This window comes from Mycobacterium persicum (assembly GCF_002086675.1).
GTDB lineage: Bacteria > Actinomycetota > Actinomycetes > Mycobacteriales > Mycobacteriaceae > Mycobacterium > Mycobacterium persicum.
In genome coordinates this window covers 60817-77156 of the sequence record NZ_MVIF01000015.1, presented here as the reverse complement: position 1 = coordinate 77156, position 16340 = coordinate 60817, and the positions used below count along the sequence as shown (strand labels likewise).

The 16340-nt window shown below is 64.3% G+C and carries 16 protein-coding genes and 2 pseudogenes; 5 read left to right on the top strand and 13 right to left on the bottom strand.

Features of this window, described 5'->3' with window-relative positions; translation table 11 throughout:
- Positions 1-295: pseudogene (locus BST40_RS07765) on the top strand (PE family protein); the annotation flags it as partial.
- A gap of 121 nt (positions 296-416) precedes the next feature.
- Here BST40_RS07765 and BST40_RS07760 read toward each other — a convergent pair.
- Positions 417-798: pseudogene (locus BST40_RS07760) on the bottom strand (hemerythrin domain-containing protein).
- Positions 799-866: 68 nt separating this feature from the next.
- Positions 867-1850 (bottom strand): Acg family FMN-binding oxidoreductase, encoded by a 984-nt coding sequence (locus tag BST40_RS07755; protein ID WP_075546358.1) that lies wholly within the window; start codon positions 1848-1850, stop codon positions 867-869.
- A 129-nt stretch (positions 1851-1979) separates the two neighbouring features.
- Here BST40_RS07755 and BST40_RS07750 point away from each other — a divergent pair, with 129 nt between their 5' ends.
- Both BST40_RS07750 and BST40_RS07745 read left to right on the top strand, forming a co-directional pair.
- The gene (locus tag BST40_RS07750) at positions 1980-2729 is read left to right on the top strand and encodes a helix-turn-helix transcriptional regulator (RefSeq protein WP_083153933.1); all 750 of its coding nucleotides are present in this window, start codon (positions 1980-1982) and stop codon (positions 2727-2729) included.
- Positions 2722-3168, top strand: coding sequence for a group III truncated hemoglobin (locus BST40_RS07745; protein WP_075546356.1), 447 nt, complete (start codon positions 2722-2724; stop codon positions 3166-3168). The genes BST40_RS07750 and BST40_RS07745 overlap by 8 nt, the downstream gene beginning before the upstream one ends.
- 19 nt (positions 3169-3187) lie before the next feature.
- Here BST40_RS07745 and BST40_RS07740 read toward each other — a convergent pair whose 3' ends face one another.
- The 8 genes from BST40_RS07740 to BST40_RS07705 all read right to left on the bottom strand — a co-directional run bounded on the left by BST40_RS07740 (position 3188) and on the right by BST40_RS07705 (position 11026).
- A complete protein-coding gene (locus BST40_RS07740) occupies positions 3188-5029 on the bottom strand; it encodes a molybdopterin-dependent oxidoreductase (RefSeq protein WP_082275328.1) in 1842 nt (613 codons plus the stop codon).
- Between the two features lie 691 nt (positions 5030-5720).
- Positions 5721-6587: a glucose-1-phosphate thymidylyltransferase RfbA gene (gene rfbA / locus BST40_RS07735; protein WP_075546355.1), complete on the bottom strand. Its 867-nt coding sequence runs from the start codon at positions 6585-6587 to the stop codon at positions 5721-5723.
- 10 nt (positions 6588-6597) lie between these two features.
- A complete protein-coding gene (locus tag BST40_RS07730) occupies positions 6598-6972 on the bottom strand; it encodes a nuclear transport factor 2 family protein (protein ID WP_075546354.1) in 375 nt (124 codons plus the stop codon).
- An 11-nt stretch (positions 6973-6983) separates the two neighbouring features.
- A complete protein-coding gene (locus tag BST40_RS07725; protein WP_075546405.1) occupies positions 6984-7739 on the bottom strand; it encodes a maleylpyruvate isomerase family mycothiol-dependent enzyme in 756 nt (251 codons plus the stop codon).
- A gap of 88 nt (positions 7740-7827) precedes the next feature.
- A complete protein-coding gene (locus tag BST40_RS07720) occupies positions 7828-8118 on the bottom strand; it encodes a DUF4190 domain-containing protein (RefSeq protein ID WP_075546353.1) in 291 nt (96 codons plus the stop codon).
- Positions 8119-8264: 146 nt separating this feature from the next.
- Positions 8265-9068 (bottom strand): nucleoside phosphorylase, encoded by an 804-nt coding sequence (locus BST40_RS07715; protein WP_075546352.1) that lies wholly within the window; start codon positions 9066-9068, stop codon positions 8265-8267.
- A complete protein-coding gene (locus BST40_RS07710; protein WP_083153932.1) occupies positions 9065-10246 on the bottom strand; it encodes an NAD(P)/FAD-dependent oxidoreductase in 1182 nt (393 codons plus the stop codon). The genes BST40_RS07715 and BST40_RS07710 overlap by 4 nt, the downstream gene beginning before the upstream one ends.
- A 180-nt stretch (positions 10247-10426) precedes the next feature.
- Positions 10427-11026 (bottom strand): TetR/AcrR family transcriptional regulator, encoded by a 600-nt coding sequence (locus BST40_RS07705; protein WP_075546350.1) that lies wholly within the window; start codon positions 11024-11026, stop codon positions 10427-10429.
- Between the two features lie 90 nt (positions 11027-11116).
- Here BST40_RS07705 and BST40_RS07700 point away from each other — a divergent pair, with 90 nt between their 5' ends.
- Entirely contained in the window at positions 11117-12460 is a 1344-nt protein-coding gene (locus tag BST40_RS07700; RefSeq protein ID WP_083153930.1) for a cytochrome P450, read from the top strand.
- 9 nt (positions 12461-12469) lie between these two features.
- On the opposite strand, the gene BST40_RS07695 is transcribed toward BST40_RS07700, so the two are convergent.
- On the bottom strand, positions 12470-13138 hold the full coding sequence (locus BST40_RS07695) for a class I SAM-dependent methyltransferase (protein ID WP_075546348.1): 669 nt from the start codon (positions 13136-13138) through the stop codon (positions 12470-12472).
- Positions 13139-13378: 240 nt separating this feature from the next.
- Between BST40_RS07695 and mddA the strand changes: the two genes are divergently transcribed.
- Positions 13379-14143, top strand: a complete 765-nt coding sequence (gene mddA / locus BST40_RS07690) for a methanethiol S-methyltransferase (RefSeq protein ID WP_075546347.1) — start codon at positions 13379-13381, stop codon at positions 14141-14143.
- A gap of 23 nt (positions 14144-14166) precedes the next feature.
- Here mddA and BST40_RS07685 read toward each other — a convergent pair whose 3' ends face one another.
- Together BST40_RS07685 and BST40_RS07680 are read right to left on the bottom strand one after the other, a co-directional pair.
- A complete protein-coding gene (locus BST40_RS07685; protein ID WP_083153928.1) occupies positions 14167-14844 on the bottom strand; it encodes an Rv0324 family HTH-type transcriptional regulator in 678 nt (225 codons plus the stop codon).
- Between the two features lie 125 nt (positions 14845-14969).
- Entirely contained in the window at positions 14970-16319 is a 1350-nt protein-coding gene (locus BST40_RS07680; RefSeq protein WP_075546345.1) for a UDP-glucose dehydrogenase family protein, read from the bottom strand.
- Positions 16320-16340 lie beyond the last annotated feature (21 nt).

Here is a 16340-nt window from a genome sequence, read left to right as displayed (position 1 = left end):
CGGTTCGGGCTTCTTTAACGGCGGCACCGGTGGGGCCGGCGGCTACGGCGCCAATATCGGCGGGACCGGTGAAAGGGGCGGCAACTCCGGGCTGTTCGGCAATGGCGGTGACGGCGGGGCCGGCGGCACCGGCGGGGTGACGGGCGGGCCCGGCGGACGGGGCGGCTCAGCCGCGCTGATCGGCGACGGCGGAAACGGCGGAAACGCCGGAACCGGCCCAACCCCGGGCAGCCCTGGCGCAGGGGGCACCGGCGGGCTGTTAATAGGCGCGAACGGGTTGAACGGGCTGCCGTAGGCCCGCGACGGCGCGGGCATACGACTTGGCCGGGCCGATGGCGCAAAGGTTCTGGTCGACCGGGTTTGGCCGCGAAGTCCGATGTCGGGCAATTGCCGACCAGGGCAGGTTCGCCCAAACCTCACCCACTGGCGTGTTGGCACACCCACCCATCGGGGGTGTGGCCGGATTCGATGAACCGGGCCAATTCCGCGGTCCTTTGGGGTGGTAGGACGTCAGCGTGCGGATAGACGACCGGCTCCTCCTTGGAGTTGTGCTGTTCGAGTTGAGCCAGCAGCTGACGGCAGCTCTGCGGCAGCCGCCGCGGGCATGACCATCCCGGCTTGGCGGATCGGCGGGAAAAGGAAGACCTCCTCCACGTAGATGTGCCGGCGCAGCGCGTCCAACGCGGCGGTCAATGCTTCGGGCGGCATGTAGCCAAGCTCAAGCTCTTCGACGAACGTCTCTATCACACAGTCGATTTCGTGGTGTTCTCGCTTCAGCGACGGTAGAAACAGCCAGATTGGGCATCGTATGCTCCTCTGAGTCCGGGGACGCCGATTTCGGCACGATGGATTTCCTCGCTCAACGGTCACTCACGGTTCAGCCGCAACACGTCGGCAAGCGGACGCCGCGGTGTGGGCGGCGGCGCCTTGTCCAGTGCGGGTACGTTGCCCACCCGGATCAGGACCTGGGGTAGGTCGGTGTGACCGGTCAGCGCCGCGAGCAGTTCGCGGCTAGCTGACAGCTCCGTCAAATGCGTTACCGGACAGGTGGCTAAGCCGGCCGTCGTACATTCCAGCAGGACGGTCGACAGGGCCTCGCCGCATCGCAGTGCGTTACCGTGACTGTCATCATCGGTGGACAGCATCAGGATCTTCGAGTGGTCGCTTCCGACCCCGGTCCGCCTTTCGGGGTTGCGGGTAAATGGAAAGGCGCGATTGAGCCCCACCCGGCCGAACTCGACGGCCGAAACCAGAGAACTAAAGGGAATGCCCTCGGAGTCCTCGAATGGCGCCGTCCACCAATCAAGTTCGCGGTGATATGACGAATCGTACCGGCGCAGCGATTCGGTGAGTTCGGCCGCTTCGGCCAGTCGGGGCCGCAGCTCTTCCGGCAACACGTCCAGGCGGACGTCGTCGGCGTCCACGCTGTTAAGCAGCACGGGCTCAACCGATTCCCACGTGGTCGGCGCCAGGAACGGAAGTCGATCGGTTCGCCGCCTCAGAATCGCGTCGGCACGCTGCCGCTGCTCATCGGTGACCCGATCGATGGGTGTGAACTCCACCGTGGCCAGGTGCAAGGGGTTGTCCGGGTTGGGAAATCGGTCGACACCAGCGCGCCACCCTGCGGCCGCCATTGCTACCCGCAAGTGGTCAAGTACGGCGCCACAGCCGATATGCGCTTGCCGCATCGTTCGATCCGCGCGCAGGAGCCGAGTGGGATCCAGGGTTAGCTCCAACCGGCCACCCTCGGCCGCCCACCGCCACGGTTGACTGTTATACAGCGAGGGAGCCCGGCACGCCAGTTCGATCGCTTCCTCGATGGTCTTGGTTTCCACCGCGGTGTCCAACACGGCGCGCCTCCGATTGCTGTTCTGCCCCAAGCCATCTCCGAGATCATGCGGAGACGGACATCAAGTGCTATATTAATGAATAATATCCTCTAAATAGGGGCTAGGCAATGTGACGAGGAGCGCCCTGGGATGAACGACCGAAACGAGCCGGCGAGCGGACCGCCGCATCGCATGGGCCACAACCGGCAGCGGCAACGAGTGCTCGAGTTGGTGCGCATGCACTCCCACGCGGTCGACGCAGCCGAGCTCGCCGCCCAGATGGGACTGCATCCGACCACGGTGCGCTTTCACCTGGACGCGTTGTGCAATGACGGAGTCGTCGAGCGCACCCGGATCGCCGGCTCCGGCGTCGGTCGTCCCCGCACCGGTTACCTCGCGGTCCGCGAGCGGCTCGACTATCAGATCCTGGCCGAGATCCTGGCGCTGGAATTGGGCGACACCCCCGACAAGCGTCGCCGCCGCGCCGAGGCCGCCGGCCGGCGATGGGCCCGGCGGATCTCGGGGGACTCGACAAGCGAAGACGTTGCCCGGCAACATGCTTCCGGCGATGTCGAGACCAAGGAAATGCTCGGAACGCGCGCAGCGCTGATCGCGAGGGTTTTCGCCCGCATGGGGTTCGGCCCTGAGCTGCAGCCGGCCGCATCATCGAACAGGGCCACCCAGCAGACCATTCGGCTGCACAGCTGCCCCGTGCGGGAACTGGCCCGAGCCCACCCGGAAGTGGGCTGCGCCCTGCACCAGGGTCTGCTGCAGGGCCTTTTCGCGGATTGGGCCGCAAGCGAACGTGATCCGGCTGCATCGCGGCCGGCGATAAAGGCCGAACTCGAGCCATTCGTCGAGCCGGAACTATGTCTTGTCAGGATGACCGGGCATGACTGAACCGCGTGTGCCGCCGGGCCACCCTGTCGCAGATGTCCGCGACCGCACGGACATTGAGGCGCTGCTGCGCCGGTTCTACGGTCGGGTGATGATCGACGACGTGCTCGCCGCGCCCTTCGACGATTTGCGGAGCAAGGGTCTGGATATGCACATCCCGGTGATGGCCGACTTCTGGGAGACCGTGCTGTTTCGCGCCGGACTCTACCGGGGCAGCGCATTGCACGCCCACCGGAGCGTCCATCAACGAACACCATTGAGCAGCCGTCATTTCGTCCGCTGGCTGACGGTATGGAACCACACGGTCGACGAAATGTTCCGAGGACCCGTCGCCGAGCACGCGAAAGTCCAGGGCGCCAGGATCGCCTGGGCCATGCACCGACGTCTAACGGGCACGGACGCACCGGAACTCGACGAGCTGATCACCCGCCAAACCGGCTGAGTCCGTTGACTGGCCCACCCTAGATGGTCTGGTGACGTCCGAAGAATTCATGGTCTTCGTTGTAACCGCCGTAGCCGCTGCCGAGTTCGGAGTAGTGCGCGACGAACTCGATGCCCTTGAGCCACTTTACATGTCGAAAGCCGTGCTGCAATTCGTTACGCAGTCGCAGCGGCGCACCGTGACCGTAGCTCACGGGTTCGCCGTTCATGTCGTAGGCCAGCATGCTCAGGTGATGGCTCATCTGCTGGATCGGGTGTGCCACGTAGTAGATTCCGCCGTCGGCCCCGGGCCCTAATGAGTAGAAGACCACCCATTTGGCCCCCGGCAACGGTTTGACGATGTCCATGATCGTCTGCATCGACACGCCACCCCATTTCGCGACTCCCGACCAACCCTGGATGCAGAAATGCTGGGTGATCTGTTCGTGGTACGGCAGGTGATGCAAGTCGGCCAACGAGAACTCGGTGGGGTTCTCGACGAGACCGTAGACCCGCAGTCGCCAATCCACGAAGTTGTTCTTCTCCAACTCTTTGTACTCAACCGTTTCCGGGTAGGTGCCGTTGTGCCAGAAGTACGGCGAGATGTCCTTCTCGGTGAATGCGCCGGGCTTGGGGTTGGTGTGCTCGAACAACCGCTGCAGCGGCCCGACGAGCGCGTAACCGACTCGCTGCACGGTGCGGGGATGGCGAAAAGTGAACGGCGTGGCCATCACCCAGCCGACGGCTACCACGACCATGGCCGCCGCGAAGGTCCAGAATCCGACCCAGCCGTTGTCGTCGCGGGCGGCGAACATGTGGTTGAGATTGCGCAACGCCTCGGTGGCGAACACCAACGTGACGTGCACGAGAATGAAGAACAGGAAATACACCAGCACCAGGAAATGCAGCGAGCGTGCGGTCTGAATGCTCAGCCGCTTGCTGATCACGGTGAAACGCATCGAGAGCGCCGGCGACATTCCGAGACCGCTGATGAGGGCAAGCGGTGCGGCGATGAAGACGGTGGTGAAGTAAGCCAGCAGCTGCAACGCGTTATATGCCACCCAGGTGTTGTCGATCGGCCAACTCAACGACAGATATTGGATAGCCACCGACGCGGCGTTGGGGAAGACGTCCCAACTGGTGGGCACGATGTGTCGCCATTGACCGGTTGCGAACAGCAGCACATAGAAGACCACGCCGTTGAGCAACCACAAGACGTCGACGCCCAGGTGCCACCACCGCGCCAGCCCAATCGAATGCCGAATTCCCGGCAGTCCCAATTGACCGGGCAGGGCAACCGAATCGTCCTTGGCCGTCCACAGCGGGTCATCGGGCACCGGCTTTGCCACCCGGAGCCACTCGTCCTTACCCGGCGTGGCATTGCGACTGAAATACAGCCGTGGATGATCGCACAGGATCTGAATCCCGGAGCGGATGATGAACATCATCAGAAACAGGTTGAAGAAATGCGTCCAGCCCACCCACGCGGGAATGCCCGGGCCGACGCCGGACGGAGCATGGGTACCGGGATATCGCTGGATGAATGCCTGCACGGCCGGCATGTTGTGCAGGCCCTTGCCCACCGCCACCGCCAAGACCAACAGGGCGAACCCGATGGGAATCAGCCACAGTAGGTTCAGCCACCGGTCACGACCGATACGCAACCGCGGAGCGATCGCCCGCTTGTCTTCTATCCCGCCGGCCCAGGTCTCCGGGTTGACAATGTTCTCGGCGAGGCGCAGTTCGGCGCGGTAGCCGAAGTCCAGCTCGCCGTCGCCGCGCGCGGCAGCGACCGTCGCCGACAAATCGACGTGCTTGACCGCGCTGCGACTCTCGTCAGGAAGGTTTCGGACATCGAGGTCATGGCGGTCTCGGTCGGTCATCAGGTCGCACCCCCGTCCGTTTCTACAATATGCACTGTGAAAACTGTACGCCATGGTAAGCATGCTCGAGAAACCGCGGGTTGACTTCCTGAGTTCGGGATCCAGCCCAGTGCCGCGGACCGGCGGTGGGTTACGAGTTATCCTGCGGCACTGGGCCTTTGTGAACTCACCGCGGCGCACTGCGGCCTCGTCCGCACCGCCGGCCCGGGGTTGCGGGTGCGGCCGCGCCGGCCGCCGTTGCGCGCCGGCGACTGATCACGTCAGTCACATGAGCCATCTGAATGGTCCGGGTATCCGTTGTGCCCGGCTACGCGCGACAAATCCGTTGCACCGGCCGTGGCTTGTCGCTGCAAGCGGCGCCGACTGTGCGCTGGCGGCGTCGACTGTGCTCCGACGGCGCCGACAGTGCCGTCGGGGCGGCCGATCGCGGCGGTTCCCGCCCTACATACACAGTCAAAGCCCTGACTGCACACTCGATACAGCCGGCATGACCGCCGATTCGGTGAGCACGGGAGATATCCCCCGAACGCCTACCATCACAGGAGGTTTGACCGGAGCCGACGGGCAGCCACGCCCGCGCAAGAGCACATCGTTGACCGCGGCACTCCTGCTCCCCATGAAAATTTCCGAGTGAGGCGAGCAAATTGTGCGCCGCCTGTTGCCGGCAAGTCATGCGCGGAGTTGACCGAAATCAGTTGCGTTCCAACAAATCCAGTAAGTAGCTACCGTATCCGGACTTGGTCAGGCTGCGCGCATGCCGTGCCAGTTGCTCATCGTCGATCCAGCCCAGACGCCACGCCACTTCCTCGGGAATGCTGACCTTGAGTCCCTGCCGACGTTCCAGCGTCCGGACGAAATCGGCGGCATCCAGCAGCGAGTCGAATGTCCCGGTGTCCAGCCACGCCGTGCCCCGGGCCAGCACCTCCACCGCCAACCGGCCCTGGTCGAGATAGACCTGGTTGACCTCGGTGATCTCGTACTCCCCGCGGGCCGACTTCTTCAACCCCCTGGCGATCTCGATCACGTCGTTGTCGTAGAAATACAGCCCCGGCACCGCATAATGCGACTTCGGGGTGGCCGGTTTCTCCTCCAACGACAACGCGATGCCATCGGCACCGAACTCGACCACTCCGTATGCCGACGGGTTGGCCACCCAATACGCGAAAATCGCCCCACCACTGACGGATTGGAATCGGCTCAGACTAGTCCCCAGCCCGGGACCATAAAAGATGTTGTCTCCCAATACCAAACCCACCGAATCAGTACCGATGTGATCAGCACCGATCACAAACGCCTGCGCCAGTCCCTCGGGCCGACCCTGAGTCGCATAGCTGATATTGACCCCAAAGTTCCTGCCGTCGCCGAGCAGACGATGAAACCCCGGCGCATCATGAGCCGTCGTGATCACCTGAATATCGCGGATACCGGCCATCATCAGCGTGGTCAACGGATAGTAGATCATCGGCTTGTCATAGACCGGCAACAGCTGCTTGCTGATCCCCATGGTGATCGGATACAACCGGGTCCCCGAACCACCGGCCAAGATGATTCCGCGCATCAGCGGCTCCTCAGTCCACCAGGTCGTCGTCGGTGAGTTCGGTGGCCGCCAGCGCCGAGGCCAAGTCGTCATGACGAAAGACCGCGGTGACATGGTCACGTACCACGCGGAATGCCGACGCGGCGGTCCTGACGGCCCCGGGATCGTCACGGTCGGTGATCTCCTGTTCGACGACCACGACGCCGTCGTGCACATACATCTGCCCTAGCTCCGCCGCCACCACGACCGAGCCGGCCCATCGGCGTAGCGCCTCATGACCCTGCACCGCCCCATGCGCATCACCGATGTCGATATCGTCACTGGACAACGACACCAACGTCTCCACATCACCGGCATTCAACGCGTCGTGCCAAGCCAACACCGTGGCGATCTCCGAAGTGGTCATGGTCTGCCAGTCTAAAGAGGCGTGCCATCCAGCCATTTCCGCCACACGGCATCATCACCGAACACCTCGATACCGGTGTCGGCGACCGGAACTCGGCGCACCATCGCCAGCAGCAGCTCGGCGGCACTGCCGCGAAGCGCCACCGTTCCCTTGCCGTGCTCGTGGGACCACGTGATCCGGCCCTCGTCGACGCCGACCGTCCATTCCCCCGCGGCACCCAGCCCCGGATCGGTGGCGTGCAGATGTAAGGTGTCGCCGGCCTGCAGCGGCAGAGCAGCACCGGCGCCCCCGGCCTGGATCGCGATGCGCTCCAGAAATTCACTGATTCCGTCGGCTGCGATGTCCGGTTGCAGCGTGAATTCGCTCCCGATGGCGATTGCCGCATCAACGCGATGCACCGCCACCTCGTGCAGCCGACGCCGGATCCACCAGCCCGCCGGCCTACGACCGAGAAATGTCCACACCGGCGTTTCCGTACCGGTCTGCTCGACGGCATCGACGAGACGCTGCGCTCCACCGCGCAGCCAGGCGATGGCGTCGTCCATATCCGGTGGCGGCTTTCCCTCTTCGACACTGCGCGGGTCCAAGAAGCTGTCCAGTCGATCGCGCACTATCTGCGCCGCCCAGCGGTCGCCACGCCCGACGTGGCGGAACAGCTGTCCGACGTTCCAGCCCGGACAACTCGGCACCGGCGTCGATTGGTCGGCGTTGCGGACGAGGTCACCAAATTCGCGGGTCTGGTCAAGATATGCCGACGGGTAATCCACGGCGGTCACGCTACTCGCGGCCCGAAGTTATCCGCGGCGCGGAGTTCGGTCATAGCGCCCCGAGTGCCGAGGCGCTCGAGGCATGAGCTCAGCGCGGTTGGCGAACCGGACGCGTAAGCCACACGAGGAGTATTGCGACGGCAATCGCGACAAGGGAAGACAGCCACCATGCGGAGATCACCAGTGCGGCTATCGCAAGTTCACGACCCTGCTGCCGGCGGTGGGCGATCTGGTAGAGCGCGACGATTCCGAGGGGAATGCTCACATACAGCAAGCCCAGCACACTCGTCACCAGCGCCGCGATCGCAAAGCCGTTGATCGCCAGCGGGCTCACAGACTCAGCCCGGGGAAACGCAGTCGCCTGGCGGTCGTTGGTCATGTTCGGTACCCATCTCGTTGGCTGGCCGCCGCGGCCGCTTGGTTGACGAGAACGATTCTCGTGGCCACCGCTGCACGGATGCTTGACGAATTCTTGGAAGCGGCACTGTTGTTCAAGCAGCCGCAACGCCGAAAGAAACGTCAGACCTACGGCGAGCCAAGGATCGCCGTCGCGACGGCAGAGGCCACCGCGAGCGAAAGGTTGACCCCGTTGTCGCTGCCCTTTTCGAAGTCGTCGCCGTCAACGGCCATGGTGTTCGTGATCTGCGCCAGGCAGACAACATTCCGGCCTGCCGCAGCTGCGTAGGCGTACAGCGCTGCTGCCTCCATCTCGACGCATGCGATTCCGCGCCGCTCCGCTTCCTTGATGGCCAGTGCCGTTTCGCGGTAAGGAGCATCGGTCGTCCAAGAACTTCCTGCCACCACGTGGATACCGTTCTGGTCGAAGGCATTTCGGAGCTTGTCTTTGAGCCCCGCAGCCAGATAGCTCCATTCACCGGGTGCGACGTAGTGCGCGCTGGTTCCTTCGTCGCGAAGCGCCCGCTCGATGAGCACGAAATAGGGCGGTGTCTCGGTGCCGCTGATGCGTCCCGCGGACGTGATGCTCACGAGCAATGATGCGCCGGATACGGACAACTGTTCGGCGACTAACACCGCGAACGGCGCGCCGACAGCCATTCCGACAACCCCGATTTCGAGCCCGTCGACCTCGACGACCCACATCTCGGTGTGGTAGCAGGCCCAGCCCGGGTGGCGATATCCGTTCCCGGCCCGGGCCAGGTGCCGTACTACGTCTCCGTCGGGATCCAGAACGCACACCGCCGGAACAGGATTGTCCGGCAACGACTTTTGACGGCGAGCCTCGCGCAGCAGATTTGCGGGGCGGAACACCGAAGGCGCGTCGAAGTCCTTTGGCGCAACCAGCGGGTAACCCTCTTGGCCGTCGGTCACCGTGCCGACGTTAGCGTATTCCAGCGGCCCAGCCAGGCCCTTTCTTGGGCAACTTTCTCGTCGTGGAATGCCACCGAGGGCGGGTACAAGGTCACCGAAGGTGCCGGAGCGCGCAGGAAGTTGCCCGCGCCCTTGGCGGCCCGGTGATCACCGGTCTCGACGTAGCAGGCACCCTCGCCGGTGAACAGACGCTCCGGCACGTCGTAGCCGAGATGGCGAGCGACGGCGTGCGCGACGACTCCAGCCTGGGATTGGGCGAACACCGCCGCCTTGGGCAGCGGCTTGCCATTCGGCAAAGTAAGCACAGTCGCGTCACCGAGAGCCCACACGCCGTCGACCCTAGTGGACAGCGTCTGCGGGTCCACCGGTATCCACCCAGATTCACTGAGCCCGGCTGATCGCGCCGCGGCCGACGGCGCATGCGGCGGAACCACCGCAAGCAGGTCGAATGGCTCGATCGTGCCATCACCGAATTGCAACGTCCGTTCCACCGCGTTGACTGCGGTGACGGACTTGCGGGCGTGAAAACCGATGCCACAATCCTCGAGCATCGTCACCAGAGCCTGGCCGACCTCGGGTCCTGCGACGGGCATCGGCAGCGGATCGGGGGTGAAGGTGTCGATGTGTACGGTGCCGTTGGCGAAACGGTCGCCGAGTTGGGCAGCCATGAGGAACGCCGCCTCGAACGGCGCGGCCGGGCACTTGAACGGCACCGTTGCCACCAGCACCACGATCCGGCCGCGGTCCAGCGCGTCGACCTTTCCGTGCAGTTCCGTCGCCCCGTCAAGCGTGTAGAACTGGCCCGCGACGCCGGCCTGGAGTGCCTGCGCCAATCCGGGTACCGCCGCCTCGTCGAGCGTGGCACCCAAGGCGATCACCAACGCGTCGTAGCCGAGGACACCGTTGCTGGTGTGCACCGCACGGGTGCCGACGTCGATGCGATCCACGGTAGCTGTGACCAGCTCGACGCCGGGTAGCGACGTCGGGGTCGCGCGGAAGCAGACTTCGTCGGGCCGGCGCCATCCCCGTAGCACCCAGAGCAGCGAAAGGCCGAGGGCTCCGTCAAAGCTCTTGTCCACCAATATGACCCGATCATCGGACGGCAGCAGCTGACGAAGGGTGTCGGCGGTGGTGAGACCCCCGACACCGGCCCCAAGGATGACAATCGTCTTACTCATGATGTTGGTTCCCTTCCGGTCGACACGTTGCCCATCTCGTGCCCGACGAGCAGTCCGCGCGGCTCGTTCCTCACGTGTTCTAAATATCTATGGAATAGTAGATACAGTGCGGAGTTCCGGCAAGGGTCATCCGGTTGGGCCGTCGATCATGCGTTCAGGAATAAGCGTCGAGGGTGCGATTCACGACGACTGGGACGCGACGGCGCCGATGTCGGTGAGTGCTCGCAGAACATCGGCCGATCGAGGGGTGGCCGCCGGGTCGGCAATCCACTGGATCATCAAGCCGTCGATGACGGCCATCAATACCGAGACGATGGCGGGCAGGTTCTCGGGCGGTTCGACATCGGAGCCGGCGAGGGCGGTGCGAGCCAGATCCACTGAATGTTGGCGCACTTCTGCATATCCAGCAGCAAGGCGCTCTCGTAGCCCCTCCGAGCGCAACGCCGGCGCGTACGACTCGACACAGGCATACACGGCGGGACGGATCTGCTCAAACGAGTCGACGGTCGCCTCGAGGACAGCGCGGATCTGTCCGGAAGGACCGGTCGCCGCCGATTGATCGAACGCCTCCCGGACCCGCTCGTTCCACGTCGAAAAGCACCTGCTGAGCGCGTCGTCGAGCAGAGCCTCCTTACCCCCGAAGTGATAGTTGATCGACGCGACGTTCACCCCCGCGGCGCGGGCAATGTCACGCGAGCTGGTATTTCCGTAACCGCGTTCCCGTAGGCAGGCGAGGGCGCCGTCGAGGAGTTTGTCGCGGTTGGTGCGCGGCTGTTGCACAGCCGCAGCTTACCGTGATAATCATTCGTTTACATCAAACATTTGTTTAACTGATGCGGGAGCGTGATGGCAAACAGGGTTGTCCGGTTTATGGGAGCGTTCAACGGCGACACCGCGACCGCGAGCCTGCCACCAGGACCGCGGCTCCCCCGCCTCGTCCAAAGCGTGCTGTACCTGAAGTTTCGGGAATGGTTCCTGCCGGCGATGCACCGCAAGTACGGAGACGTCTTCTCGCTGCGCGTGCCGCCGTATGCCGACCACCTGGTGGTCTTCACGCGTCCCGAGCACATCAAGGAAATATTCTCGGCCGACCCCAGGACGCTGCACGCCGGCGAAGGCAACCAGATTCTCGGCTTTGTCATGGGAGAGCACTCGGTGCTGACCACCGACGAAGCCGAGCACGCGCGGCTGCGTTCGCTGCTGATGCCGGCGTTCAGTCGGGCCGCGCTGCGCGGATACCGCGACATGATCACTTCCGTTGCGCGCGAACATATCGCGCGATGGCCCGCCGATGCTCACATCAACAGCCTCGATTGCATGAACGCACTCACCCTCGACGTCATTCTGCGGGTCGTATTCGGGGTCACCGACCCAGAAGTCAAGGCGGAGTTGACCACTCGGCTGCCGGACATTGTCGACATCCACCCATTGATCCTGGCCGTGCTTCGCTATCCGTCGCTCAAGCACGTCAACCCGTGGAAGCGTTTCTTGGCCAACCAGCGCCGGATCGACGAGCTCCTCTACCGCGAAATCGCCTCCCGCCAAAGTGCTTCCGATCTCCAAGTCCGTACCGACGTGTTGTCGCGGCTGCTACAGACCGACGACGCGGCCACCACGCCGCTGACCGATGCGGAGCTTCGCGATCAGCTGATCACGCTGCTGCTGGCTGGGCATGAGACGACAGCCGCGGCCTTGTCCTGGACACTGTGGGAACTTGCCCGCAACCCCGGGATCCAAAGCCAGGTCGTGGCGGCCGCCGCTGGCGGTGATGACGGCTTCTTGACGGCGGTGTTCAAAGAGGGGATGCGCCGACACACCGTAATCGCCTCTACGGCACGCAAACTCACCGAGCCCTCCCAGATCGGCGGATGGCGGCTGCCGGCGGACACGGTAGTCAACACGTCGATCCTGCTGGCTCATGCCAACGCGGAATCACACCCCGAGCCCACTGAGTTCCGTCCCAGCCGATTCCTCGACGGCAGCGTGGCGCCGAACACCTGGCTCCCCTTCGGCGGGGGTGTGCGCCGCTGCCTGGGCTCCGGATTCGCGCTGACCGAAGGCGCCGCTGTCCTGCAAGAGATTTTTCGCCAGTTCACCATCACCGCGTCGGGACCGACAAATGGCGAGAGTCCGCTGGTCCGCAACATCACGACCGTCCCCAAACATGGGGCACGCCTGCGGCTTACCCCGCAACGTGACGGCGCATTGGTCTAAAGACCGGCACTACTTCGGCTTGGCGACGGTGACGCACCACAGCCGCCTGGGCAATTCGCCTTCTTCGAAGGCGTGTACGTCGTCGAGTATCCAGTCGGCGACCAGGCTGTCGACCAGTTCGCGGGAGAAGAAATGTACGGCGAACCCGCCGCACTCGAAGATGTCGTCGCCATGACACTGGCCCATGCCGTAGTGCTTATCGCCGGTGTGCCGAACGGTGTAGACGAACTTCCCGCCCGGCTTCAGCACCCGCCGGACCTCGGCGACAACCGCATGAATTTCCTTGGTGGACAGTGCCATACATAACGCCATGTGGGCAAAGACGGCATCAAAGGACCCGATCTCGACGGGCAGTGGCGCGCGCAAGTCGTGCACGAGTGCCCGCACCCGACCATCCAGGCCCTGCGAGTGCGCGGTTCGGCGCAGCTGCGCAACCGCAACATCGCTGAAATCGGTGGCCAGCACCTGCAAACCCGCGCGGGCGAAATGAAGGCTGTCCCGGCCCTGGCCGGCCGCCAATTCCAGCACCCTGCTGCCCCCGGCACTCTGGAAGACCTCGAGTGCATACCCGGCCGGCAGCGACGGGCCCAACCCGTACATCGCCGGATGCGCCCGGTAGGTGTCCTGCCAGTGTTCGTGCTGCTCCACGGCCAGCTCCGGCTGCCCGGCGAAGAACATACCGCGTCCCTTCTGTTGCAGCCGGTAGGGCCGATCCGGCCGGGCCGGCCAAGTCTCTGTCAGTACTCTATTGAATTATAGATTAGTGGATTATAGTGACCTGGTGACCACTGCTCACCAGGTCAAACGTCACTTCACGAACCGCCCGCACGGGAGGCGCCTGGTTTCACGGCGAGCCGGCATCCACGTGCCCTGGAAAGCGCAAGACCGTCGCAGCACCACGAAACCAGGAGGGCAAACATGAGACGGGTACTGGTAGTCGGATACGGAGCGATCTGCTACCTGATCTTCGTAGCGGCATTCCTTTACGCGATCGGTTTCGTCGGCAATCTGCTCGTACCGCGCACCGTAGACAACGGCATCACAGCGTCCACGTCCGAGGCGGTTGTGGTCGATATCGTTCTGTTAGGGCTATTCGCGGTGCAACACAGCGTGATGGCGCGCCCGTGGTTCAAGTCGCGGTGGACCCGAGTCGTGCCGGCGACGGTGGAGCGCAGCACTTACGTGCTGTTGTCGAGCCTGCTGTTGTTGCTGTTGTTCTGGCAATGGCGAGCGATGCCTGCCGTCATCTGGGCCGTTAGTTGGCCGCCGGCGAAACTTCTTGTGCAGGGGCTGTTTTGGCTGGGCTGGGTCATCGCGTTCACGTCGACCTTCATGATCAACCATTTCGACCTGTTCGGCCTGCGGCAGGTCTATCTGGCCGCGCGGGAACGGACCTACACCCACCTCGAATTCCGCAGCACGATGCTCTACCGGTTGGTGCGGCACCCGATTATGTTGGGGTTCATCGTGGCATTCTGGGCAACGCCCACGATGACCGCCGGCCATCTGCTGTTCGCGGTAATGACGACCGGTTACATCCTGGTCGCCCTGCCTCTCGAAGAGCATGACCTGAGCCGGTCGCTGGGCGATGACTACCGGCGATACCGCAACCGGGTGCCCATGCTCATTCCCGGGCTGCTGCTGCGCAAGCAACGCCGTAGGCCGGGGACAGCAACCCGGTAATCCGCATCAATGTCGGGGCAGCGCTATGGGCTTCGGACTGCCGCCCCTTCGGCCACCGGCAGTCCGGCCAACCGCCATTCGAGCATTCCGTCGTCGAGACGCATCGCCGCGCGGCCCGCGCCGCGAGCAATACGGATTGCGTCGGGGGCCATGACGCAATAGGCACCACGGCAGTAGGCGACGATGTCGCAGTCGGCCGGAAGTTCGGCGAGCCGATCGGCCAGCTCGGCTACCGGGATATTGATGGCGCCCGGGATATGGCCGGCCCGGTATTCCTCGTGCGGTCGCACATCGACAAGCGTTACCTGGCCGGAGTTCTGCCGGCGCAGCAGCTCTTCGCGGGTGATCGCATCCTCGGGTGAGCCCAACACTGCGGCGGCCGCGACTGCCACGTCCGCCAGATGCTCATCGGCGACGACTTGCACCAACGCGAACAGCCTCGCCACGTCGTCCCCGGCGAGCCGGTAGTACTGGCGGGTCCCGTCGCGACGAGCCTCGACCAGGCCGCCGCTCTTGAGCGCCTGCAGATTTGCGGATGCCGTAGTCAGGTTCATCCCGGTCGCAGTCGCGATCGCCTCGACCGTGCGTTCACCCTGGGCGAGTAGGTCGAGGGTCTGCAAACGCCGGCCGTTACCCAGCGCCTTGCCCACCCGCGCGATCTGCTCCAGTAGCGCCGCCTTGCGATTCGACTGTCCGGCCATTCAGCTGCTCCAAGACTCAGTGGAATACTGATATTCCATCGTTCATTGGAACTGCATAATACGCGGCGACGGTTGATCCGCACGCACCGGCCACGGCGGTCACCGCGAGGAACCGGCGATCTGGCTCAAGCGCCGTTCTGAGTGTCACCCATCGGCAGCCGGGCACCGAGGCGGAACACCCGCCAGCCCGAGCGCTCCCACCGGGAGACGTCGAGGCAATTGCGACCGTCGACAATGACACGGGCCCGCACCCTGTCGGCCAGGTCGTCGGGGTCCAGGTCGACGAACTCACGCCATTCGGTGAGCACCAGCACGGCGTCGGCGCGCTCGCATGCCTCCGCAACCGAGACCGCGTAGTTCAGGGTGGGGAACACTCGATGCGCATTGTCGAGGGCCTTCGGGTCGTACACGTTGACCGCGGCACCGTTGAGCTGCAGCTGGCCCGCGACGTTGAGTGCCGGCGAATCTCGCACGTCGTCGGATTCGGGCTTGAACGCCGCGCCGAGCACCGCGATGTTGGCGCCCAGCAGCGAACCGCCGCACGCTATTGCGGCCAGCTCGACCATGCGAGTGCGCCGGCGCATGTTGATGCTGTCTACTTCGCGCAGGAACGTCAGTGCCTGGTTGGCGCCGAGTTCGCCGGCGCGAGCCATGAATGCGCGGATGTCCTTGGGCAGGCATCCGCCTCCGAAACCCAAACCGGCGGTGAGGCATTGGCGTCCGATGCGCGGGTCGTACCCGAGCGCGTCGGCCAGCAGGCTGACGTCGGCGGCTGCGGCCTCGCACACCTCCGAAATCGCATTGATGAACGAGATCTTGGTTGCCAGAAAGGCATTCGCAGATACCTTGACCAGCTCGGCGGTCTGCAGGTCAGTCACCAGAAACGGCACGCCCGCCTGCAGCAGCGGGCCGTACAGCTCGCGAACCGCCGCCTCTGCCCGCGTCGAATCATCCTGTACGCCAAGGACTATGCGGTCCGGGTGCAACGTGTCCTGGACCGCGAATCCCTCGCGCAGGAATTCCGGATTCCACGCGACTTCGACGGTCGCATTCCGGGGACTCAGGGCCGCGGCCCGGCGCCCCAGTTCGGCAGCAGTACCCACCGGGACCGTCGACTTGCCGATGAGGACCGACGCCCTGCTCAGACGCGGCACCAGCGCGTCGATGACGGAGTGCACGTGACGGAGGTCCGCGCCGTATTCGCCTCTCTTCTGCGGTGTGCCGACGCCGAGGAAGTGCACGTCGGCGAAGTCGGCGGCCAGGTCGTAGTCGGTGGTGAATTGCAGCCGGCCAGCAGTCAGATTGTCGGTCAACAGCTTTCGCAAACCGGGCTCGTAGAATGGAATATCGCCGCCGGCCAATTTGGCAACCTTGCCGGGATCGATATCCACCCCCAGGACCTCGTGTCCCAATTCCGCCATTCCGACGGCGTGGGTGGCACCCAGGTAACCGGTGCCGAAGACGGTACATCTCACACCACCGTGTGTAGGTGCCCG

Bases quoted from the DNA above. Each gene is read 5' to 3' on its own strand.
- BST40_RS07750 (WP_083153933.1), top strand. From the start codon at position 1,980: ATGAACGACCGAAACGAGCCGGCGAGCGGACCGCCGCATCGCATGGGC.
- BST40_RS07745 (WP_075546356.1), top strand. From the start codon at position 2,722: ATGACTGAACCGCGTGTGCCGCCGGGCCACCCTGTCGCAGATGTCCGC.
- BST40_RS07740 (WP_082275328.1), bottom strand. From the start codon at position 5,029: ATGACCGACCGAGACCGCCATGACCTCGATGTCCGAAACCTTCCTGAC.
- rfbA (WP_075546355.1), bottom strand. From the start codon at position 6,587: ATGCGCGGAATCATCTTGGCCGGTGGTTCGGGGACCCGGTTGTATCCG.
- BST40_RS07730 (WP_075546354.1), bottom strand. From the start codon at position 6,972: ATGACCACTTCGGAGATCGCCACGGTGTTGGCTTGGCACGACGCGTTG.
- BST40_RS07720 (WP_075546353.1), bottom strand. From the start codon at position 8,118: ATGACCAACGACCGCCAGGCGACTGCGTTTCCCCGGGCTGAGTCTGTG.
- BST40_RS07710 (WP_083153932.1), bottom strand. From the start codon at position 10,246: ATGAGTAAGACGATTGTCATCCTTGGGGCCGGTGTCGGGGGTCTCACC.
- BST40_RS07700 (WP_083153930.1), top strand. From the start codon at position 11,117: ATGGGAGCGTTCAACGGCGACACCGCGACCGCGAGCCTGCCACCAGGA.
- BST40_RS07695 (WP_075546348.1), bottom strand. From the start codon at position 13,138: ATGTTCTTCGCCGGGCAGCCGGAGCTGGCCGTGGAGCAGCACGAACAC.
- mddA (WP_075546347.1), top strand. From the start codon at position 13,379: ATGAGACGGGTACTGGTAGTCGGATACGGAGCGATCTGCTACCTGATC.
- BST40_RS07685 (WP_083153928.1), bottom strand. From the start codon at position 14,844: ATGGCCGGACAGTCGAATCGCAAGGCGGCGCTACTGGAGCAGATCGCG.